The sequence below is a fragment of the Streptomyces sp. Tue6028 genome, from assembly GCF_002300165.1.
Lineage (GTDB): Bacteria > Actinomycetota > Actinomycetes > Streptomycetales > Streptomycetaceae > Streptomyces > Streptomyces siamensis.
This window is the reverse complement of record NZ_MLCE01000006.1, coordinates 221680-241408: the sequence shown is the minus strand read 5'-3', so window position 1 is coordinate 241408 and position 19729 is coordinate 221680. Positions and strand designations below refer to the sequence as shown.

Below are 19729 nucleotides of genomic sequence, written 5' to 3'. Positions count from 1 at the left end.
GACCCCGTGGTGCGGTTCAGTGCTTTCATGCTGCATGCTGGGCAGTTCAGCAGGCCCGACGGTTTTGAAGGCCCGAAGTTCCCGACGGTTACGGAGCGGCGCATGACGAGCACCTTCCCCAACATCTCCATCAGCACGGAGCGGTTGGTGCTGCGTCCCCTCGACGAGGACGACGTCCCCGCACTGGCCGAGATGATGAACGACGAGCAGGTCGCGGCCTGGACCGACGTGCCGCAGCCCTTCAGCGAGGACGGGGCCCGCAACTGGGTCACCGAGTACGCGCCCGCCGAACGCGCCGCGGGCCGTGGCCTCGACCTCGCCGTCACCGAGTTCCTCACCCAGCGCCTCGTGGGCATCGTCCAGCTCGGCAAGACGAACTGGCACATCCGCTCCACCGAGCTGTCGTACATCATCGCCCCCTGGGCCCGCGGCGAGGGCTACGCCTCCGAGGCGGCGCTCGCCACCGCCCAATGGCTGTTCGGCGACCAGAAGTTCGAGCGGATCGAGGTCCGCACCGCGGCCGACAACACCGCGTCCCAGCAGGTCGCTCAGAAGATCGGCTGCATCAGCGAGGGCGTCCTGCGCAACGCCTGCATAGTGCACGTGCGGACGGACGACGGCTGGGCCGACGTCCGTACCGACTTCATCGTGTGGAGCCTGCTCCCGGAGGACCTCGAAGGCGTGGCCGATCAGCTCACCGACGCCGGCGGATTCACGTCGTTCTCCGACTGGAACTGACACCGGTCCCGGACCACGGGACCGCTCCCACCGGCCCGGACCCTCGCGGCGCCCGCCCAGGCGCACCAGGTACCCTCACGGAGCCCGCCCTCGGGCTGCCCGACTACCTGCGAAGACCCTCTGGAGACTGACGACGATGGCCGACCGGGTCACGGTGATCGGCTGGGACGGCTCGCCGCTGACCGCCGCGGCGCGCTCCGCCCTCGGTGCCGCGACGCTGGTGGCCGGCGCGGCCCACCATCTGGCGCTGCCCGAAGTCCCCGGGGCCGCCGAGCGCATCCGCCTCGGCAGCGTCGCCCTGGCCGCCCGCCGGATCGCGAACCACCGGGGCACCGCCGTGGTCCTCGCCGACGGCGACCCGGGCTTCTTCGGCGTCGTACGGACCCTGCGGGCCCCCGAGTTCGGCCTGGAGGTCGAAGTGGTGCCCGCCGTCTCCTCGGTGGCCGCCGCATTCGCGCGGGCCGGCATGCCCTGGGACGACGCTCAGGTGGTCGTCGCACACCCCCGCACCCTGCGACGCGCGGTGAATGTGTGCCGAGCCCACACCAAGGTCGCCGTACTCACCTCGCCGGGCGCCGGGCCCGCCGAACTCGGCCTGCTCCTCGAAGGGGTGCACCGCACCTTCGTCATCTGCGAGGAACTCGGCACCGCCCGCGAACAGGTCACGATCCTGACCTCGGACAAGGCCGCCGACCACACCTGGCGCGACCCCAACGTCGTCATCGTCATCGGCGGCTTCGTGGCCGCGGCGGAGGACGGCGGCTGGATCGCCGGACGCGATCCCGCCCAGGGACTGCGCGGCTGGGGACTGCCCGCCGCGGCGTACGGCGGCGCGCTCGGCGAAGGCGAAACGGATCTGCTCCGTGCCGCCCAACTCGCCCGTCTGGGACCGCGCGTCGGCGACCTCGTCTGGGACATCGGTTCCGGCAGCGGAGCCTTCGCCACCGAGGCCGCACGCACCGGCGCCGCCGTCATCGCGGTCGACCGCAGTCCGGGCGCCTGCGCGCGCACCGAGGGTTCCGCCCGCCGCTTCGGCGTCCAGATGCAGATCGTGCACGGGACCGCCCCGCACGTCCTGGAGAACCTTCCCGAACCCGACGTAGTACGCGTCGGTGGCGGGGGAGCGGCGGTCGTCTCGGCCGTCGCCGACCGGCGTCCCCAGCGCATCGTGACGCACGCCGCGACCCGCGACGACGCCGAACTCGTCGGCCGGAACCTGACCGAACACGGTTACGAGGTCGAGTGCGCGCTCATCCAGTCCGTCGAACTCGACACGAGGGCCTGGACGGAGAAGGAACGGAGCGTCGCGTTCCTGCTCAGCGGCCGTCTGCCGGATCGCGCCCCGTGATCCTGTTGTCCTACTGCGCGCGGTAGGCTGGCCGATCGTTGTACCGCTCCCGGGTGATCAGCCTTTCGTAGGCCAATGTCCGGAAAACGCGCCCGTTTTGAGGTGTGTGTGGTACGGCAGAGCCGGAGGGCGCGCAACGTGGCGCAGTCCACAGCGGGCACTCGCGGATCACGCTGTCGCGAGGGCGGAACGACCGGGACAATGCCAGTTAATGGCTTTGTCGTCTTTGTTGGCCGGTCGTTCGTGCCGCTGGGCACGCACGCTCGTTCTTCACTGTGGGGCGGTCGGTGCGCCGTTCCGGGCGAGCTGGACTTGGAAGCACTAACCGATGGGCGAGGGGTACGCATGACCGACACCGGCCAGGTCCCGGGCGACGGGCTGCCGGAGAGCGCAGGCATGGTGGAGCAGCCGGGCGTCTCCGCGCCGGGCGCGTACACCTACCTCGACCCCTCCGAGACCCCCGCCGAGGACGACGACCTGCTCCTGATGCCCGGAGCGCAGGGCGCGTGGGGCAACGAAGTGGCGCCCCCGGCGCCGATGCCCCCCGTCCACGAACCCGGCCCGCACGAGGCCTCCGGCCGGGACAGCGGCGCGGTCGACCTCGGGGCCGTCCGCGCGCAGGAGCCGGGGCCCGCCCCGCAGCCGGTGACCCCGCGCCGCCCGCTGCACCTCGGACCGCCCACCCCGGACGTCTCCGCGAGCCCGGTGCGCTCGCTAGCCGACCGCGGGCCCGCGGGTTCGGTGAACGCCATGGCTCCCGCCACTCCCGCGCCGCCCGTCCGGCACGCCGGTCCGCCGACGGTCGGGCCCGAGTACCTCGACGTTCCGCAGCTGGGCGAGACCCCGCCGCAGGGCGCGGTTCCGTGGGGCGCTCCGCCGGTGGCCCCGCAGGCGGGTGCCGCGGAAACGGTCGTCCCGGAGGCGGCCCAGATGCCGGAACGGATGCCGGTCCCGGAGTCCGTGCCGGGCACCGAGACGCCGCAGGCCCCGCAGGCCCCGCAGGCCGCCGAAGGCACCCCGGCGCCCGGGTTCGAGCAGACCCCCGAGGTCCAGATCCCGGTTCAGGGCCAGGTCCCGGAGGCCGCCGAGGCTCCCGTGCCGGGCGCCGTCGAGGTTCCCGTCCGGATCCAGGCCCCCGACTCCGTCCAGGCCGCGGACGGTGCGCCGGTCGCCCAGGACGTGCCGGACGCGCAGGCACCCGTCGCCGACGGGCCGCAGGACCCGCACACGGCGCCGCCGGCCGCGGAGACGTACCACGCCGCGGACACCTCGGCCCCGCAGGACCCGCGCCTCGTCCAGGACCCGCGTGTCGCGCAGACTTTCGAGCCGATGGCCTTCCCGGCCACGGACGCTCCGCTCCTCCCGCCGGTACCGCAGGAGACGGGGCACACCGACGGCGTCCACATCGCCGTGCCCGGTCTGCTTCCGCCCGAGGGCGAGCACTTCACGCCCGCCCAGGGCGCCCCCGTCCAGGACTTCGCACCCGCCGACGCGGTGCACCAGGCCCCGCCGCAGGACCAGGCACCGGTGGCCGAGCCGGTGGCCCAGGCCGATCAGCTCGGGGCTCCTGCCGTCCACGACCCGGAACAGGCCGTCCAGTACCCGGACGTCGCCGCCCACGCCGAGGCCGCACAGACGTTCCCGGCGGCTGTCGCGCACGCCCCCGAGGCCGTGCAGCACGCGCTCTCCACCGACCCCTCGCACGGGCAGCCGGTCCCCGGCCTCGAAGCCGTCGCGGCCCAGCAGTTCGAGGACCCCGCCGTGTTCGCGCAGGGCGAGCCCGCCGAGTCGCTGCACGGCGTTCCGGTGGGTGTGGCCGCCCACGGACAGACCCACCAGGCGTCGGCCGGCCGGCCGCACGGGGAGCCGTACGTCTCCGGCGAGAGCTCCGGTGGCGCCGGTCTCCCGCTCGCCACCCCGCCGGAGGTCCAGGAGGACCACACGCTCGGCCAGTTCGTGCCCGTGGAGGGCACCGTGCCGACGACCCCGCACCTGGCCCCGACCCCGCCGCACGCCATGACCGTGCCGCCGCTCCCCGAGGAGGAGCAGCCGACGGCCGAGGAGCCGGCCGACGAGATGATCGTGGTCGCACCCGCGCCCGTGCCGGTGGAGGAAGCCGCCGGAGACCTCGCCGAGGCCCCCGCCGCCGAGCCGGAGACCATCGCTCCGGTCGTCGTGCCGGCGCCCCGCGAGGGCGAGCCCGAGACCGGGGCCGACGCCCCGGCCGAGGCACCCACCGCCGAACCCGAGCCGCTCACCGCGGACCCGGAGCCCGTAGTCGCACAGCAAGCGGACGACCTGGACACCCAGGTCGCCGACCAGGAAGAGAGCACGGCCGCAGTGGAAGACGTACGAGAGTCCACCGGCCCGGCGGCCCCCGGCTACGACGACGCCGAGCGCGAGGCGGTACTCCGCGTGATGCGCGAACGCCGCGACATCCGCAACGGCTTCCGCAACGACCCCATCCCGCACGACGTGCTGCTGCGCGTCCTGGAGGCCGCGCACACCGCACCCTCCGTCGGCCACTCCCAGCCGTGGGACTTCGTCGTCATCCGCTCCGCCGACACCCGGCGCGCGATGCACGAACTCGCGGCCCGTCAGCGCGAGGCGTACGCGAAGTCGCTGCCCAAGGGGCGCGCCAAGCAGTTCAAGGAACTGAAGATCGAGGCCATCCTCGACACCCCGGTGAACATCGTCGTCACCGCCGACCCGACCCGCGGCGGCCGCCACACGCTGGGCCGCCACACGCAGCCGCAGATGGCCCCGTACTCCTCCGCGCTCGCGGTCGAGAACCTCTGGCTCGCCGCCCGCGCCGAGGGCCTCGGCGTCGGCTGGGTCAGCTTCTTCGACGAGCGCGAGATGGTCCGCGCCCTCGGCCTGCCCGAGCACCTCGAAGTCGTCGCCTACCTGTGCGTCGGCTACGTCGACGAGTTCCCGGACGAGCCCGAGCTGATGCAGGCCGGCTGGTCCAAGCGCCGCCCGCTGTCCTGGGTCGTGCACGAGGAGACCTACGGCCGTCGCGCGCTGCCCGGCGAGGAGCCGCACGACCTGCTCGCCGAGACCGTCTCCAACATCCGCCCCCTGGACGCCAAGGCGCTCGGTGAGGCATGGGAGCGCCAGAAGCGGATGACCAAGCCCGCGGGCGCCCTCGGCATGCTGGAGATCATCTCCGCGCAGCTGTCGGGCCTGTCCCGGATGTGCCCGCCGCCCATCCCGGAGCCGGCCGCCGTCGCCATCTTCGCGGGTGACCACGGCGTGCACGCCCAGGGCGTCACCCCCTGGCCGCAGGAGGTCACGGGGCAGATGGTGGCCAACTTCCTGGGCGGCGGAGCCGTCTGCAACGCGTTCGCCAACCAGGTGGGCGCCGAGGTCTGCGTCATCGACGTGGGCGTCGCCTCCGACCTGCCGGCCACGCCGGGCCTGCTGCCCCGCAAGGTCCGCGCGGGCACCGCCGACATGACGACGGGCCCCGCGATGACCCGCGAGGAGGTCGTCGCCGCCATCGAGGTGGGTATCGAGACGGCCCGCGACCTGGTGGCGGCAGGCAACAAGGCACTGCTCACCGGCGAGATGGGCATCGCCAACACCACCGCGTCCGCCGCCCTCATCTCGGTGTTCACGGACACCGACCCCTCCGAGGTGACCGGCCGCGGCACCGGCATCAACGACGAGACCCTGGCCCGCAAGACCGAGGTCGTGCGCCGCGCCATCGAGCTCCACCAGCCGGACCCGGCCGACCCCATCGGTGTGCTCGCGGCCCTCGGCGGCCTCGAACACGCCGCGATGGTCGGGCTGCTCCTCGGCGGCGCGTCCCTGCGTACGCCGGTCATCCTGGACGGCGTCAGCGCCGGCGCCGCCGCCCTGGTGGCCCGCGCCATCGCCCCCGAGGTCCTCGCCGCCTGCATCGCGGGTCACCGCAGCGCCGAACCGGGCCACGTGGCCGCCCTGAACAAGCTGGGCCTGCGCCCGCTGGTCGACCTGGACCTGCGCCTCGGCGAGGGCACCGGCGCCCTGCTCGCCCTGCCGGTCGTGCAGAGCGCGGCGCGCGCGATGCACGAAGTGGCGACGTTCGACTCCGCGGGAGTAACTGAGAAGTAGGCGATCGGCGGTGCTGTCCGGGCGCTTCACGCGAAGCACCCGGACAGCACCACGCGCCCGTCCGTACCTGCGGAGCCCCGGGCGCGATCCCGCGGTCCGGGAAGGGACGGTCCGGCGGGTGAAAAATCCCACCCGCCCCCGCCGCTCACCGGCTCGCACCATAAAATCCGCACGTCAGGGGCCACTCCAACGCCGCAGCGGCCTCACCCCGCACCGCCCTGCACGAGGAGCCGCACCTCCCATGGCCGAACACCCCGCCTACCCCGTAGGCCTCCGCCTCGCCGGCCGCCGCGTAGTCGTCCTCGGCGGCGGTCAGGTGGCCCAACGCCGTCTCCCGGCGCTCATCGCGGCAGGCGCGGACATCCACCTCGTGTCCCCGCAGGCGACCCCGTCCGTCGAGGCGATGGCCGACGCGGGCGAGATCGCGTGGACGCGGCGACCGTACGAGGACGGCGACCTCGCCGACGCCTGGTACGCGTTGATCGCCACGAGCGACCACGGGGCGAACACGGCCGCCTCGGCCGAGGCCGAGCGGCACCGTGTGTGGTGCGTCCGCTCGGACGACGCGGACGCGGCGACCGCCTGGACCCCGGCGACGGGCCACAGCGAAGGCGTCACGGTCGCCGTCCTCACGACGGACGCCCGGGGCCGCGACCCCCGCCACACCGCCGCGATCCGGGACGCCGTGGTCGAGGGCCTGCGCGACGGAACCCTGGTCGCGCCGCACCACCGGACCCGCACACCGGGCGTGGCCCTGGTCGGCGGCGGCCCCGGCGACCCGGACCTGATCACCGTCCGCGGCCGTCGGCTGCTGGCCGAGGCCGATGTGGTCATCGCGGACCGGCTCGGTCCCCGCGACCTGCTCGCCGAACTCCCGCCGCACGTCGAGGTGATCGACGCGGCGAAGATCCCCTACGGCCGCTACATGGCCCAGGAGGCCATCAACAACGCGCTGATCGAGCACGCCAAGCAGGGCAAGTCCGTGGTCCGGCTCAAGGGCGGCGACCCGTTCGTCTTCGGCCGCGGCATGGAGGAGGCGCAGGCGCTGGCCGAGGAGGGCATCGCCTGCACGGTCGTCCCCGGCATCTCCAGCTCGATCTCGGTGCCGGGTGCGGCCGGCATCCCCGTCACGCATCGCGGTGTCGCTCATGAGTTCACCGTGGTCAGCGGGCACGTGGCCCCCGACGACGAGCGCTCCCTGGTCGACTGGCCGTCCCTGGCCAAGCTGACCGGCACCCTCGTGATCCTCATGGGCGTCGACAAGATCGGCCGGATCGCCGAGACCCTCGTCGCGCACGGCAAGCCGGCCGACACCCCCGTCGCCCTGGTCCAGGAGGGCACGACCGCCGCGCAGCGCCGCGTCGACGCGACCCTGGCCACCGTCGCCGAGACCGTCCGCGAGCAGGACGTGAAGCCCCCGGCGGTGATCGTCGTCGGGCAGGTCGTGAACGTGGGCGTGCAGAGCTCCCCGAAGACATCCGAGTAACCACGGGTAACCCAACCCGTTCCCAGCCGTTGGCACCGAACCCAGGACAAGGCAGTATCACCCTGTGGCCGATCTCATCACCGTCGAGAACCCCGACGACCCGCGTCTGAGCGACTACACGGGCCTCACGGACGTGGAGCTGCGCCGCAAGCGCGAACCCGCCGAAGGCCTGTTCATCGCCGAGGGCGAGAAGGTCATCAGACGGGCCAAGGACGCCGGGTACGAGATGCGCTCGATGCTCCTGTCCGCGAAGTGGGTCGACGTCATGCGCGACGTCATCGACGAGCTCCCGGCACCCGTGTACGCGGTCAGCCCGGAGCTCGCCGAGCAGGTCACCGGCTACCACGTGCACCGCGGCGCGCTCGCCTCCATGCAGCGCAAGCCGCTGCCGACGGCCGAGGAACTGCTGCGGTCGGCGCGCCGCGTCGTCGTCATGGAGTCGGTCAACGACCACACCAACATCGGCGCGATCTTCCGCTCCGCCGCCGCCCTCGGCATGGACGCGGTCCTGCTCTCGCCGGACTGCGCGGACCCGCTGTACCGGCGGTCCGTGAAGGTCTCGATGGGTGCCGTCTTCTCCGTCCCGTACGCCCGCCTCGACTCCTGGCCCAAGGGTCTGGAGACGGTGCGCGACGCGGGCTTCACGCTGCTCGCCCTCACCCCGGACGAGAAGGCCAGGTCCCTCGACGAGGCCGCCCCCCACCGCATGGACCGGGTCGCCCTGATGCTCGGCGCGGAGGGCGACGGCCTGTCCACCAAGGCCCTGATGGCCGCCGACGAGTGGGTCCGCATCCCGATGGCCCACGGCGTCGACTCCCTCAACGTGGGCGCCGCGGCGGCCGTCGCCTTCTACGCGGTGGCCACGGGCCGCCCCCAGGCCTGACGCCCTCGGACCCACCGGACGTTCGCCCCCGACCGTGGTGCGGCCGGCTGTCACTCCACGACAGCGCGCCGCGCCGGTCAGGCGTCCTCGTGGTACCGCTCGGCCGTCGTCCCTCCGGCGGACAACGCCGGGGGTGACGCCTGCTCCTGCCGTACGTCCTGGCGCCCGCCGTCGCCGTCCAGGCCCCGGGCGGGCCCCTGGCAGCCCTGCGCCGCCGCGATGCCCAGCGCCACGAGCAGGGTCACGACGACGAACACGAACAGCCGCTGGCGCAGCAGCCGCGGGTTGGCGGGCCGCCTGCCGGTGCCGGTGGTCCGGGGCGCGGGGCGCCCGGCACCGCTGCGCGGGGCGGGCCTGGCCCCGGAGCGGCCGGTGTTCCGCACCGGCGTCGGCCGCGAGCCCGACCGGGAGCCGCCGTTCGTGCCGCCCGTGCGCGGCGGGGGAGTGCCCTGCGTACGGCGCTGGGTGCGCTGCTCGGCGTACTGCTCCGCCAGACGGCCGGTCGGCCGGTCGGGGTCCGTGCGGGGCGCGGGCGGCCGTGCGTCCGGCATCCCCTGGGCCTCGCGGGCCGCGATCTCCTTGAGCCGCAGGGACAGTTGGAGCGTGCTGGGCCGCTCCTCGGGGTCCTTCGCCAGACAGGCCCTGACCAGCGGGGCCAAGGCGTCCGGGACACCCTGGAGATGGGGCTCCTCGTGCACCACCCGGTACAGCATCACTTCGGAACTGCCGTGACCGAAGGGTGAGTCGGAGGTCGCGGCGTAGGCCAGGGTGGCGCCCAGCGCGAAGACGTCGGTGGCCGGGGTGACCGCGGCGCCGCGCACCTGTTCGGGGGCGAGGAAGCCGGGGGACCCGACCGCCGTGCCGACGTGCGTGAGCGTGCTGGCGCCCGTCGCCCAGGCGATGCCGAAGTCGATGATCCGCGGTCCCTTCGGGGACAGCAGGATGTTGGAGGGCTTGAGGTCGCGGTGCACGACGCCGGCCTCGTGCACGGCGACGAGACCCTCGGACAGCGCGGCGCCCACGGCGGCGACGTCCGCGGCCGCCATCGGTCCTTCCTCGGCGACCTTGTCGTGCAGCGAGGGGCCGGGCACGTACTGGGTGGCGAACCAGGGGCGGTCCGCCTCCAGGTCGGCGGCGACGAGCCGTGCCGTACAGCCGCCCCTGATGCGCCGGGCCGCCGAGACCTCGCGGGCGAAACGCGACCGGAACTCCTGGTCCTCCGCCAGATCCGGCCGGATCACCTTCAGTGCGACCCGCTGGCCACGCCGGTCGGAGCCCAGGTAGACAACGCCCATCCCGCCCGCGCCGAGCCGCCTGTGAAGCCTGAACGAGCCGACGACACGCGGGTCCTCGCGCCTCAGGCGCATCATCGCCATGTCCATCCCCGCTGCCCTGTCCGTTTGACGAGCCACAGCTTACGTTTTCGCGGCCGGGTGCGCGCAGAGGCCGCGCCCTCTCGGCCCGATCGATTGTCAGTGCCGGGTGGGAAACTTGAAGGGTGGTCAGGGAGCTTGCGGGCAGCACCGCTTTGGGCTGCCTGTGATCCCAACCGTCCGTCGCAGAAGGGGGATTGGGCCCGTGAAGGGTGACCGTGTGGAGATAGTCGTGGACGCCGGAGACACGACGCGTACGTACGAGGTGGTGGCGAGCAGGGCAGGCCGCCGGGTGGAGACGGCGGTACGCCGAGGTGTGGTGGAAGTGAGCGAAGTCACCCGAAGCGGATCGGTGGTGCGTACCGCCCGCTTCATGGCGACCCGGGTGCTGGCTCTGGTGGAGCAGCCGGTCCCCAGGGAGGACAGCTCGGAACAGTCGGGGCAGACCGGACGTCCCCTCGGGGAAGACCCTGAGTCCTAGGTCCTCATCTCCACCCTGGGGAGTACACCGCAGGTCATCGCTCATCCTCCGGGAGGCCCGGCAATCGGTACGAAGGCATGACGACCCCCGGGTGCCGTGCCCCTAGATTTGAGGTCAAGCGGCGGGTGCAGCACTCGTCCCCCGAGGTCAGACGCCCGCCGCTGCCAACCACAACTGAAATTCGGTCAGGAGAGGGACCATGGCCCAGACGGCACCGCGGACAGCGATCCGCACGCAGGGACGCAAGGCGTACGCCGCGGCGTTCGGCGACAGCCGCCAGGGCCGCCGCCACCCGCTGGTGGCGACAGCGATGGTCCTTCCTCTGGCGGCCCTGCTCGTGGTCGTCTTCGGCGGCTGGGATGCAGTGGTCACACAAGCGTCGTCCGTGGGCGTGATGCTGGGGCGCTGAGCGGCGCCCCAGGCCCGGAAGAGCGGTCCGGGCGGGGACATCCGGCCATGAAACCCCGTGGGGACGGGGGTGCGGCGGACGGCACAAATGCCCGCGCAGCTGGGGAGCTGCGCGGGCATTTTCTTTCCCTGTGCCCGGGTGGCGCGTTCTTGCCCCGCGCCCGGGCGGCGCGCGACGAGCCCCTCCCGCACCGGACGCCGCGGCCTGATCCGAACGGCGCTCCCTGACCCTCGCCCGGTCCGCCGCCCCGCTCACCGACGGACTCTCCTCCGTCGGGGGGAGCCCGGCCTGCGCGTACCGTGTGGTGCTCGCGACGGCCCACCGGACAGGGCGTGCGACCGGTGCGGTGCGGTGCGGTGCGACCGCCCGCACGACGGCTGCGTACGCTCGGCGACGGAGTCGCACCAGCCAGGGGGATCCGTGACCACAGACGCTCTGCCCACCGGGCTCGCCGCACTCGTGCGCCGTGCGGCGCATCCAGGTGCCCAGGACTGCTCCTGCGGGGTCACGGACACTGTTCTCGCGGACCGGGACGACGGCACCGTCGTCCGGCACGGCGACACCGTGGCCAAGGCCCACGCCCCGGGTACCGACCCCGAAGAGCTCGCCGTCCGCGTCTCCGTGGCCGCCGCACTCCCGGACGTCCTCCTCCCCCCGCTGTCGTCGGCGTCGGCCCGCGTGCACGACCGCACGGTGACCCTCTGGCCGTACGGCACGCCGGTGGACCCCGAGACACCCGAAGCCGCCCCCTGGGAGGCGGTGGGTGCCCTCCTGGCACGCCTGCACCGGGCCGCGGCCCCCGCGGGGCTGCCGCCGATGCGGGGACCCGCGAAGGCGGCCCGCGCGGTCGCGCGGCTCGGAGCGGCCGGCCCGCACCCGGCCGCCGCACCGGTCCTGCGCGCCTGGGCCGCGCTGCCCGGCTGGGCCCGCGCCGAGGCACCCATGCCCGACACGACGACCCTGTGCCACGGAGACCTGCACCTGGGCCAGCTCGTGCGCCGGCCCGAGCCCGCCGGACCCTGGCTGCTCATCGACGTCGACGACCTGGGCGTCGGCGTCCCGGCCTGGGACCTGGCCCGACCGGCCGCCTGGTACGCCTGCGGCCTGCTGCCGCCCGACGAGTGGCACCGCTTCCTGGCCGCGTACCGGCGGCACGGCGGCCCGGCCGTCCCCGCGGACGGCGATCCCTGGCCCGCCCTGGACGTCGCGGCCCGCGCGCTCACCGTGCAGACGGCGGCCCTGGCGATCGCCAAATCGATGGCCGCGGGGCAGCCGTTGGACGAGGTGCAGCAGGCGGTGATCGACGCCTGTGACCGAATGGGCACCGTCCCGCCCGAGTTGGCACGCGGTTTCGCGTCGTAAGGTGCAACCGACCGAGGCCGGGTGGTGTCTGTCCTGGCGAAAGCAGTACCGAGCGGCGAGGAGTTGAGCCGAGCATGCAGTGTCCGAAGTGCCACGCGCCGATGCACACGTACAACCGCAACGGCGTCCAGATCGAGCAGTGCAGCGGCTGCCGCGGGATATTTCTCGATTACGGCGAGCTGGAGGCGCTGACCCGCGTCGAGGCGCAGTGGTCGCAGCCCGCGCCGCCCCCGGCCGCGCCGCAGGCCTACCCGTCCGCGCCCGCGCCCGCCTGGGGCGCCCCGCAGCACGGCGGCCACGGCGGTCACTACGGCGGCCACCACCGCCACAAGAGCTTCGGGCACATGCTCTTCTCGTCCTGAACCCCTGCCGTCTCCCGAGCCCCGCGCGTCCCGGACGAGAGAGCCTGTCCCGTCCGGGACGCGCGGGGTCGCGGGAGACCTGCCGGCGGAGGGGCCCCTCTCCCTGAGCCGAGGGGCCCCTCCCCGTGCGTGCACGACGAAGCCCCCGACCGTACGAGACGGCCGGGGGCTTCGGCTGGTGCGCGATACTGGGATTGAACCAGTGACCTCTTCCGTGTCAGGGAAGCGCTCTCCCGCTGAGCTAATCGCGCAGGTCACGCGGCCGGAGCCACGCTTGCTGCTGGTACTGCGTGCGCGATACTGGGATTGAACCAGTGACCTCTTCCGTGTCAGGGAAGCGCTCTCCCGCTGAGCTAATCGCGCGGGGGATCCTTGCGGACCAGTGGACGATACTGGGATTGAACCAGTGACCTCTTCCGTGTCAGGGAAGCGCTCTCCCGCTGAGCTAATCGTCCTTGGAGGTGGAGACGGGATTTGAACCCGTGTAGACGGCTTTGCAGGCCGTTGCCTCGCCTCTCGGCCACTCCACCAGGAGTGCGGGGTTCGGGAAGATCCCCCACTTCCTGCGAGCGGACGACCAGGTTCGAACTGGCGACCTCAACCTTGGCAAGGTTGCGCTCTACCAACTGAGCTACGTCCGCTTGTCGTTTCCGTTTCGCTTGCGCGTCCCGGCGACGTGTTGAACTCTAGCGGATTCCCGGGCCAGCACAAAAACGCGTTTGTGCAGCGTGCTGCGGTCCGACCGCCCGAGGACATGGTCAGGGCACCCGCAGGTCACCCGCCCTAGACTCGTCAGCGTGCTCGACCTCCCTCCTCTCGCCCGCTTCGGCGGCCTCGTCGCGACCGGTCTCATCGACGTCACCAGCGACCCCGCCGCCCTGGACTCCACCGGTTTCTGGGCCGTCTCGGCCGACTTCGAAGGCCGTCTGACCTGCGCCCGCTTCCGGGACGTAAGGGAGGAGGCCGTACCCGCCCCGGTGCCGGGCCGCTGGCGGGGACCCGCCGCCGGTGACTGGACGTCGTCCCTCGACCGCGCCGCGTACACCGCGGGTGTGCGCCGCATCCGCGAGCACATAGCGGCCGGCGAGGTCTATCAGGCGAACCTCTGCCGGGTGCTCACCGCGCCCGTCGCGCCCGACGCCGACGTCGACGCGCTCACCGCACTGCTGGCGCGCGGCAACCCGGCCCCGTACGCCGGAACGATTCGGCTGCCCGCGCACGGCGTGGAGATCGCCACCGCGTCCCCCGAGCTCTTCCTGCGCCGCCGCGGCCGGAGCGTCGAGTCGGGCCCGATCAAAGGGACCGGCCGCACCGAGGCGGACCTCCTGGAGAAGGACTACGCCGAGAACGTGATGATCGTGGACCTCGTCCGCAACGACATCGGCCGGGTCTGCGCCACCGGCACCGTGAGCGTCCCCGACCTCTGCGTCGTGAAGAAGCACCCGGGGCTGGTCCACCTCGTCTCCACCGTGCACGGCGAGTTGCGCGACGACGCGGGCTGGCCGGAGCTCCTCGACGCCGCGTTCCCGCCCGGCTCGGTCACCGGCGCCCCCAAGTCGAGCGCCCTGCGGATCATCGACTTCCTGGAGACCGCGCCCCGGGGCCCCTACTGCGGCGGTATCGGCTGGGTCGACGCCGACCGCGGCACCGGCGAGCTCGCCGTGGGCATCCGCACCTTCTGGATCGCCCGGGAGGAAGGCGTCCTGCGGTTCGGTACCGGCGCGGGCATCACCTGGGGCTCCGATCCCGACGGGGAGTGGCGGGAGACCGAACTGAAGGCCGCCCGCCTGCTCGCGGTAGCGTCGGGTGAGTACGAGGCAAGTGGAGGGACCCTTTCGTGAAGATCTGGCTCGACGGCGGGCTGCAGGACACCGAGTCCGCCCGCGTCTCCGTCTTCGACCACGGACTGACCGTGGGCGACGGCATCTTCGAGACCGTGAAGGCGGTCCACGGGCGGCCGTTCGCGCTCACGCGCCACCTCGACCGGCTCGCCCGTTCGGCACACGGCCTCGGCCTGCCCGAGCCCGACCGCGACGAGGTGCGCCGCGCCTGCGAAGCCGTCCTGGACGCGAACCCGATGCCGCTCGGCCGGCTGCGCATCACCTACACCGGCGGGCACGGCCCCCTCGGCTCGGACCGCGGCGAGCACGGCCCGACCCTCGTCGTCGCCGTGGGGGAGTCCACCCGGCGCCCCGACACCACCGCCGTCGTCACGGTCCCCTGGACCCGCAACGAGCGCGGCGCGCTCACCGGCCTGAAGACGACCTCGTACGCCGAGAACGTCGTCGCGCTGGCCCGCGCCCGCGAACACGGCGCCACCGAGGCGCTGTTCGGCAACACGGTGGGGCAGCTGTGCGAGGGCACCGGCTCGAACGTCTTCGTCGTCCTCGACGGCGAGATCCACACCCCGCCGATCGCCTCCGGCTGCCTCGCCGGCATCACCCGCGCGCTCACCGTCGAATGGACCGGCGCCAAGGAGACCGATCTGCCGCTGGACGTCCTGGAGCGCGCCGACGAGGTCTTCCTGACTTCCACCCTGCGCGACGTGCAGGGCGTGCACCGGGTCGACGGCCGTGAACTCCCGGGCGCGCCCGGGCCGGTGACCGCGAAGGCCATGCGGATCTTCGACGAGCGGGCCGGGCACGACCTCGACCCCGCCTGAGAGGAAAATCGGCTGCTCCCGGTCGCGGCAACGGGTAGAACACCCGTGATGACGACCACCCTGCGGCCGACCGAGCCGCTTCAGCGCTCCGCCGACGGGACGCGTTCACGTCACTACAACGTGTGCGTGAACAGTCGTCCCGTCGGGGCGATCCACCTCGAGACCGACCCCGTCGTGCCGTCCGTCGCCATGATCCGGGACCTCCGCATCGAGGAGCCGGACCGCGGCCGCGGCCGCGGGACCGTGGCCGCGCTGGCCGCCGAGGAAGTGCTGCGCGGCTGGGGCTGCGAGCAGATCGAGGTGGCCGTTCCCGGCGACGCCGTGGCCGCGCTCCGGCTCGCCGGGGCACTCGGGTACGTCACGCGCAACCGCACCATGGAGAAGGCGCTCGGCGACACCCCGCCCGAGCTGCCCGCGGGGAGCGTCGGCCGCCCCATGACGGCCGCCGAGTACGAGGTCCGCGACCGGGAACGCCGGGAGGCCTACGCGCAGGACTGGATCCGGCGGGGCATGCCGGAGGGCGAGGCGTACGCCAAGGCGCACCGGGACCACGACCTGCTGCTGCCGCAGGGGACCGCCACCGACGGCGTGCGGCTCAGCGTCCTGGAACACGACGGCGTGCCGGTCGGAAACCTCTGGCTGGGCCGGCGTGCCGGGAACGCCTTCGTCTACGACGTCGAGGTCGACGAGGCCCGTCGGGGCCGGGGTCACGGCCGTACGCTCATGCTCCTCGCCGAGGCCCAGGCGGTGGCGGCGGGGGACCGCCGGATCGCCCTCGACGTGTTCGCCGGGAACGCCCCGGCCGAGCGGCTCTACGCGTCGCTCGGCTACGGGACGACGACGCACTACCTCTACAAGAGCCTGCTGTAGGTACAAGGGCCTGCTGTGGACGCGTCACGTCCAAAGGCTTGGATCCACCCGGCCTGGTGTCCCGCCCGGTCCGGGTCTCCGGCAGGGCCCTCGCCGGCCTTCGGCGTCAGGCCTGCTGCTCGGCCAGCAGACGGTCGGCGATCTCCTCGATGCGCTCGCGCAGGCCCTCCTGGCTCTTGCCGCCGTCGAGACGCTCACCGCCGATGACGTACGTGGGAGTGCCCGTGACCCCGATCGCCTTGCCCTCGGCCTGGTCGGCGTCGACGATCAGGATGTGCCGGCCGTCGATCAGCGCCGTGTCGAACTCCTCGGCGTCCAGGCCGAGTTCCCGGGCGACCTCGATCAGGAAGGGCTCTCCCTTGCGGTCCAGCTCCTCGACGCGGCCGAGCACCGCCTCGACGTACGCCCAGGAGCGGCCCTGCTCCGCGGCCTCCTCGACGGCCTGGGCGGCGGCGAAGGCGTGCTTGTGCTTCTCCAGGGGGAAGTGCCGCAGCCGCAGCTCCAAGCGGTCGCCGTAGCGGTCGCGCAGCGCGCGCAGGTCGGCGAGGGCACCGCGGCAGTCGGGGCACTGGAGTTCGCACCAGACGTCCAGGACGACGGGGCGCGCGGAGGAGGAGTCGTTCATGACGGCCAGTCTCCCAGCCCCGCCGGGGTCGCCCCAACCGGGACCCCGCGCACCCGTACGGCTCCCCGACCGGGACCTGGGGAGGACTGCGACCCGGAGATGTCCCTGAGGTGTACCTGGACCATGGCATATCGGGCACCGGGCGGTGCACGATGGAAGGGACGAACCGCCCTGCCCGACACGCATGCCCGCCTGGAGGCCCGGATGATTGCCGAGACCGTCTGTTCCGCCGTCGCCGCGGCCGGCCTGGGCATCGCCGCGGTCACGGCCTATCGCAAGCGCTTCCTGTCCGCCGCCCGTATCGCCGCGTACTCGCTGGTGCCTCTCGGGCTCGTGATGACGGGCGTCGTCGGCTGGCTGGCCGACACCGCGTTCAGCCCGACCGCGTGGGCCGGCTTCGCCGTGCTCGGTGTCTCCTGGGTGCTCTTCATGACCACGCGGGCCGTGGAGCGGCGCGGCGGCGGGACCCGTAAGGAGCGCAAGGCGGCGAAGGCCGCCCAGCGCGACGCGGTGGCCCCCGCGGCGTCCGCGCCGTCGCTGGCGCCGAGCACCCGCCCGGCCGCCCGTCCCGCGGCGAAGCCCGCCGCCGGCTCCTCGTCGGACGACTTCAGCGACATCGAGGCCATTCTCAAGAAGCACGGCATATGACCGGCTGAAACGACACAAGGCGGCACGCGTCCGGCGCGGAACCGATCACGTTCGGATCCGCTCGTAACATGATCCAGCGAACTCCCGTACATTCCGGGCGTGTTGATCGCGCGAGGGGTGTCGCCTGGGTCATCATCGCCGCGAGATGCTGGACACAACACAGAGCGACACCGCCGCTCCTCCCGAGGAGCGGCGTGGTTGTCTCTTCGCGCTCTCCCAGCCGCCGCTGATGATCTTCCTTGCGGTGATCGGCTGTTTGCTGCTCATGGCTTCGCTGCACGACCTGCTGCTGCTCTGAGCCGTACACGGAGCCCCTGGCGCCACCCGCCGAGGGCTCCGTCAGTCCACCCCCGCCGCAGCCCGGCCGTCAGGGCGCACCCATGTCCGAAACGAGCCGTCGCGTCCTTGCGTACGAACCTGTGGCGCGTGAGCGTCCGGTCAGCTCGCCGCTTCCTTGCGACGCGCCCTGTAGGCGGCGACATGCAGACGGTTCCCGCAGGTGCGGCTGTCGCAGTAGCGGCGTGAACGGTTGCGGGAGAGATCCACGAAGGCGCGCCGGCAGTCCGGGGCCTCGCAGCGGCGCAGCCGCTCCTGCTCCCCGGCGACCACGAAGAAGGCCAGCGCCATGCCGCAGTCCGCCGCGAGGTGGTCGGCGACCGAGGCGCCCGGGGCGAAGTAGTGCACATGCCAGTCGTAGCCGTCGTGATCGGTCAGCCGGGGCGTGGTGCCGGCCGCGGCGACCAGTTCGTTGATCAGCGCGGCGGCGGTCCGCGGATCGTCGGCGGCGAAGATCCCCGCGAACCGGCCGCGGATCTTGTGCACGGCCGCCAGGTCGTGCTCCGACAGCACTCCGACATCACTGATTTCGTGCTTTCGTACGAAATCGGTAAGGGACGCGACATCCGCGAGCGTGTCCGTCGTCTCCTCGTCCGGCGCGGAGTTCACCAGATCCACCACGGCGTCGAGCGCGCACCGGGTGTCGTGGGTGATCAGCACGTTTCGCTCCCTGGCCTGGGGGGTCGGGCCGGCGCCCGCCCGATGCAGGCCGATGGTAGTGCGTTCCGGCGCGGGAGAGTCGGTGCGGGGCGTGGGGGGCGGGGGAATCGGCCGGAAGCGGGGGAGCCGTGCGGCCTGGGGTGTGGATCACGCTGTGTCACGTTGAGGTGCGGCACAGTGATGGGTGGTGAGGGCGGGGCGTGCAGGGCTGCGGACGCGCACCGGCGCCGCCTCCGTGGTGGTCCCACGGCGACGGCGCCGGTGTGTGCCCTATGCGGTTGTCTAGGCCCGAGCCGTCTCCCCGAGTGGACGGCGCCGGGCGGCTCTGTGGGGCCTCCTCAGCTCTCCGCCAGGATGTGGGAGAGCTCGGTGTCGAGATCGAAGTGCCGGTGCTCCGTGCCCGGGGGCACGGCGGCGTCCGTCCGCTTCAGGAACGACTCCAGGGCCCGCGCCGGGGCTTCGAGCAGGGCCTCGCCCTCCGGGGAGCTCAGGGCGATGCATACGACGCCCTGACCATGGCTCCGGGACGGCCAGACTCGGACGTCTCCGGTACCGGTGGGCCGGTGCAGGCCCTCGGCGAGGAGGTCGCGGGCGAACACCCACTCGACGGTTTCCTCGGCTCCGGTGTGGAAGGTTGCGTGCACGGCGTAGGGATCGGCCGTGTCATACCGCAGTCCTGCGGGTACAGGCAGTGAGGACTCGCTCGACACAACGAGGCGCAGGTGCAGCTCGCAGCTGACCGTGGTGTTCATAAGCGCCAGGGCCTTTCGCTCAGTGTGCGCTCGGGGATTCGCACGTCGGCGAAATCGACATGCCACCTACGGTGCCGTTGTAAACCCCTCTGAGTGTTTTGCGTGCCTTTACGTAACTCATCCGGCCGAGAGTGCGTTCGTCGGATAGGGCCATTCCGGTGACCGGTTTCCCTCCGGTAGGGTTTGGCCGTATGAATACGGGGAGTGACGGGCCGGGCTGGATCGCCATGGCCGACGACGGGGAGAACTCCGAGCGACCGCTCGGTTCGCGGGCGCCGGAATTCATCAAGGCGCGCCGTGCACTGCACCTGAGCTGGCAGGTCGGCGTTTTCGTGGTCGGGCTCGCGGTGGTCGTCGCGGGCGTGATCATGCTTCCGCTGCCGGGTCCCGGTTGGCTGGTGATCTTCGGCGGCATGGCGATCTGGGCGACCGAGTTCGTCTGGGCGCAGCTGGTGCTCCGCTGGACGAAGCGCAAGGTCACGGAGGCCACACAGCGCGCGCTCGACCCGAAGGTGCGGCGCCGCAACATCATCCTGACGACCGTCGGGCTCGTGATCGTGGCCGTGCTCGTCGGCGTCTACGTGTGGAAGTTCGGCATCGAGATGCCCTGGAACATCAAGGAGTGACGAGGCTCGC

19 protein-coding genes and 5 tRNA genes are annotated in these 19729 nt (G+C 72.8%); 15 read left to right on the top strand and 9 right to left on the bottom strand.

Annotated features, from left to right (window positions below; all coding sequences use genetic code 11):
• Positions 1–102 precede the first annotated feature (102 nt).
• The 5 genes from BKI49_RS05750 (at position 103) to BKI49_RS05730 (ending at position 8553) form a co-directional block, all read left to right on the top strand.
• Positions 103–738 (top strand): GNAT family N-acetyltransferase, encoded by a 636-nt coding sequence (locus BKI49_RS05750; protein ID WP_095933090.1) that lies wholly within the window; start codon positions 103–105, stop codon positions 736–738.
• A 136-nt stretch (positions 739–874) separates the two neighbouring features.
• Positions 875–2086: a precorrin-6y C5,15-methyltransferase (decarboxylating) subunit CbiE gene (gene cbiE / locus BKI49_RS05745; protein ID WP_095933089.1), complete on the top strand. Its 1212-nt coding sequence runs from the start codon at positions 875–877 to the stop codon at positions 2084–2086.
• Between the two features lie 345 nt (positions 2087–2431).
• Positions 2432–6184, top strand: a complete 3753-nt coding sequence (gene cobT, locus BKI49_RS05740; protein WP_095933088.1) for a nicotinate-nucleotide--dimethylbenzimidazole phosphoribosyltransferase — start codon at positions 2432–2434, stop codon at positions 6182–6184.
• 241 nt (positions 6185–6425) lie between these two features.
• The gene (gene cobA, locus BKI49_RS05735) at positions 6426–7670 is read left to right on the top strand and encodes a uroporphyrinogen-III C-methyltransferase (RefSeq protein ID WP_095933087.1); all 1245 of its coding nucleotides are present in this window, start codon (positions 6426–6428) and stop codon (positions 7668–7670) included.
• A 64-nt stretch (positions 7671–7734) separates the two neighbouring features.
• A complete protein-coding gene (locus BKI49_RS05730) occupies positions 7735–8553 on the top strand; it encodes a TrmH family RNA methyltransferase (RefSeq protein ID WP_095933086.1) in 819 nt (272 codons plus the stop codon).
• A gap of 77 nt (positions 8554–8630) precedes the next feature.
• Here BKI49_RS05730 and BKI49_RS05725 read toward each other — a convergent pair whose 3' ends face one another.
• Entirely contained in the window at positions 8631–9935 is a 1305-nt protein-coding gene (locus BKI49_RS05725) for a serine/threonine-protein kinase (protein WP_179332343.1), read from the bottom strand.
• Positions 9936–10131: 196 nt separating this feature from the next.
• On the opposite strand from BKI49_RS05725, the gene BKI49_RS05720 reads away from it, so the two are divergent.
• The 4 genes from BKI49_RS05720 to BKI49_RS05705 all read left to right on the top strand — a co-directional run bounded on the left by BKI49_RS05720 (position 10132) and on the right by BKI49_RS05705 (position 12540).
• Entirely contained in the window at positions 10132–10407 is a 276-nt protein-coding gene (locus BKI49_RS05720) for a hypothetical protein (protein ID WP_028801520.1), read from the top strand.
• Between the two features lie 199 nt (positions 10408–10606).
• Positions 10607–10816: a hypothetical protein gene (locus BKI49_RS05715; RefSeq protein ID WP_095933084.1), complete on the top strand. Its 210-nt coding sequence runs from the start codon at positions 10607–10609 to the stop codon at positions 10814–10816.
• Positions 10817–11236: 420 nt separating this feature from the next.
• Positions 11237–12178 carry a phosphotransferase enzyme family protein gene (locus BKI49_RS05710; RefSeq protein ID WP_373557520.1) on the top strand — a complete coding sequence of 314 codons (942 nt, stop codon included), beginning with the start codon at positions 11237–11239 and terminating at the stop codon, positions 12176–12178.
• A gap of 74 nt (positions 12179–12252) precedes the next feature.
• Positions 12253–12540: a TFIIB-type zinc ribbon-containing protein gene (locus tag BKI49_RS05705; RefSeq protein ID WP_028801517.1), complete on the top strand. Its 288-nt coding sequence runs from the start codon at positions 12253–12255 to the stop codon at positions 12538–12540.
• A gap of 176 nt (positions 12541–12716) precedes the next feature.
• On the opposite strand, the gene BKI49_RS05700 is transcribed toward BKI49_RS05705, so the two are convergent.
• The 5 genes from BKI49_RS05700 to BKI49_RS05680 form a co-directional block, all read right to left on the bottom strand.
• Positions 12717–12791, bottom strand: a tRNA-Val gene (locus BKI49_RS05700).
• A gap of 40 nt (positions 12792–12831) precedes the next feature.
• Positions 12832–12903, bottom strand: a tRNA-Val gene (locus BKI49_RS05695).
• A 20-nt stretch (positions 12904–12923) separates the two neighbouring features.
• A tRNA-Val gene (locus tag BKI49_RS05690) sits at positions 12924–12995 on the bottom strand.
• Position 12996: 1 nt separating this feature from the next.
• A tRNA-Cys gene (locus tag BKI49_RS05685) sits at positions 12997–13070 on the bottom strand.
• A 38-nt stretch (positions 13071–13108) separates the two neighbouring features.
• Positions 13109–13181: transfer RNA gene (locus BKI49_RS05680), tRNA-Gly, on the bottom strand.
• Positions 13182–13337: 156 nt separating this feature from the next.
• On the opposite strand from BKI49_RS05680, the gene BKI49_RS05675 reads away from it, so the two are divergent.
• The 3 genes from BKI49_RS05675 to BKI49_RS05665 are packed head-to-tail and all read left to right on the top strand — an operon-like array spanning position 13338 to position 16072.
• Positions 13338–14381: a chorismate-binding protein gene (locus BKI49_RS05675; protein ID WP_095933082.1), complete on the top strand. Its 1044-nt coding sequence runs from the start codon at positions 13338–13340 to the stop codon at positions 14379–14381.
• Complete coding sequence (locus BKI49_RS05670) at positions 14378–15202, top strand: aminotransferase class IV (RefSeq protein ID WP_095933081.1); 825 nt, start codon at positions 14378–14380, stop codon at positions 15200–15202. The genes BKI49_RS05675 and BKI49_RS05670 overlap by 4 nt, the downstream gene beginning before the upstream one ends.
• 48 nt (positions 15203–15250) lie before the next feature.
• The gene (locus BKI49_RS05665) at positions 15251–16072 is read left to right on the top strand and encodes a GNAT family N-acetyltransferase (RefSeq protein ID WP_095933080.1); all 822 of its coding nucleotides are present in this window, start codon (positions 15251–15253) and stop codon (positions 16070–16072) included.
• 106 nt (positions 16073–16178) lie between these two features.
• Here the strand turns inward: BKI49_RS05665 and BKI49_RS05660 are convergent, their stop codons facing one another.
• Positions 16179–16697, bottom strand: a complete 519-nt coding sequence (locus tag BKI49_RS05660) for a DsbA family protein (protein ID WP_095933079.1) — start codon at positions 16695–16697, stop codon at positions 16179–16181.
• Between the two features lie 204 nt (positions 16698–16901).
• Between BKI49_RS05660 and BKI49_RS05655 the strand changes: the two genes are divergently transcribed.
• A complete protein-coding gene (locus BKI49_RS05655; RefSeq protein WP_095933078.1) occupies positions 16902–17345 on the top strand; it encodes a hypothetical protein in 444 nt (147 codons plus the stop codon).
• Positions 17346–17490: 145 nt separating this feature from the next.
• Positions 17491–17643 carry a hypothetical protein gene (locus BKI49_RS35200; RefSeq protein ID WP_010988207.1) on the top strand — a complete coding sequence of 51 codons (153 nt, stop codon included), beginning with the start codon at positions 17491–17493 and terminating at the stop codon, positions 17641–17643.
• A 140-nt stretch (positions 17644–17783) separates the two neighbouring features.
• Here the strand turns inward: BKI49_RS35200 and BKI49_RS05650 are convergent, their stop codons facing one another.
• Positions 17784–18341, bottom strand: coding sequence for a CGNR zinc finger domain-containing protein (locus tag BKI49_RS05650; RefSeq protein WP_095933077.1), 558 nt, complete (start codon positions 18339–18341; stop codon positions 17784–17786).
• A gap of 338 nt (positions 18342–18679) precedes the next feature.
• Positions 18680–19093 carry an SsgA family sporulation/cell division regulator gene (locus tag BKI49_RS05645; RefSeq protein WP_003959770.1) on the bottom strand — a complete coding sequence of 138 codons (414 nt, stop codon included), beginning with the start codon at positions 19091–19093 and terminating at the stop codon, positions 18680–18682.
• Positions 19094–19284: 191 nt separating this feature from the next.
• Between BKI49_RS05645 and BKI49_RS05640 the strand changes: the two genes are divergently transcribed.
• The gene (locus BKI49_RS05640; protein WP_095933076.1) at positions 19285–19719 is read left to right on the top strand and encodes a TIGR02611 family protein; all 435 of its coding nucleotides are present in this window, start codon (positions 19285–19287) and stop codon (positions 19717–19719) included.
• Positions 19720–19729 lie beyond the last annotated feature (10 nt).

Excerpts from the sequence above, each read along its gene's own strand:
- BKI49_RS05640 (WP_095933076.1), top strand. The coding sequence starts at position 19,285 with ATGAATACGGGGAGTGACGGGCCGGGCTGGATCGCCATGGCCGACGAC.
- cbiE (WP_095933089.1), top strand. The coding sequence starts at position 875 with ATGGCCGACCGGGTCACGGTGATCGGCTGGGACGGCTCGCCGCTGACC.
- BKI49_RS05705 (WP_028801517.1), top strand. The coding sequence starts at position 12,253 with ATGCAGTGTCCGAAGTGCCACGCGCCGATGCACACGTACAACCGCAAC.
- BKI49_RS05715 (WP_095933084.1), top strand. The coding sequence starts at position 10,607 with ATGGCCCAGACGGCACCGCGGACAGCGATCCGCACGCAGGGACGCAAG.
- BKI49_RS05660 (WP_095933079.1), bottom strand. The coding sequence starts at position 16,697 with ATGAACGACTCCTCCTCCGCGCGCCCCGTCGTCCTGGACGTCTGGTGC.
- BKI49_RS05750 (WP_095933090.1), top strand. The coding sequence starts at position 103 with ATGACGAGCACCTTCCCCAACATCTCCATCAGCACGGAGCGGTTGGTG.
- BKI49_RS05645 (WP_003959770.1), bottom strand. The coding sequence starts at position 19,093 with ATGAACACCACGGTCAGCTGCGAGCTGCACCTGCGCCTCGTTGTGTCG.
- BKI49_RS35200 (WP_010988207.1), top strand. The coding sequence starts at position 17,491 with ATGCTGGACACAACACAGAGCGACACCGCCGCTCCTCCCGAGGAGCGG.
- BKI49_RS05725 (WP_179332343.1), bottom strand. The coding sequence starts at position 9,935 with ATGGACATGGCGATGATGCGCCTGAGGCGCGAGGACCCGCGTGTCGTC.
- BKI49_RS05665 (WP_095933080.1), top strand. The coding sequence starts at position 15,251 with ATGACGACCACCCTGCGGCCGACCGAGCCGCTTCAGCGCTCCGCCGAC.
- BKI49_RS05655 (WP_095933078.1), top strand. The coding sequence starts at position 16,902 with ATGATTGCCGAGACCGTCTGTTCCGCCGTCGCCGCGGCCGGCCTGGGC.
- cobA (WP_095933087.1), top strand. The coding sequence starts at position 6,426 with ATGGCCGAACACCCCGCCTACCCCGTAGGCCTCCGCCTCGCCGGCCGC.
- cobT (WP_095933088.1), top strand. The coding sequence starts at position 2,432 with ATGACCGACACCGGCCAGGTCCCGGGCGACGGGCTGCCGGAGAGCGCA.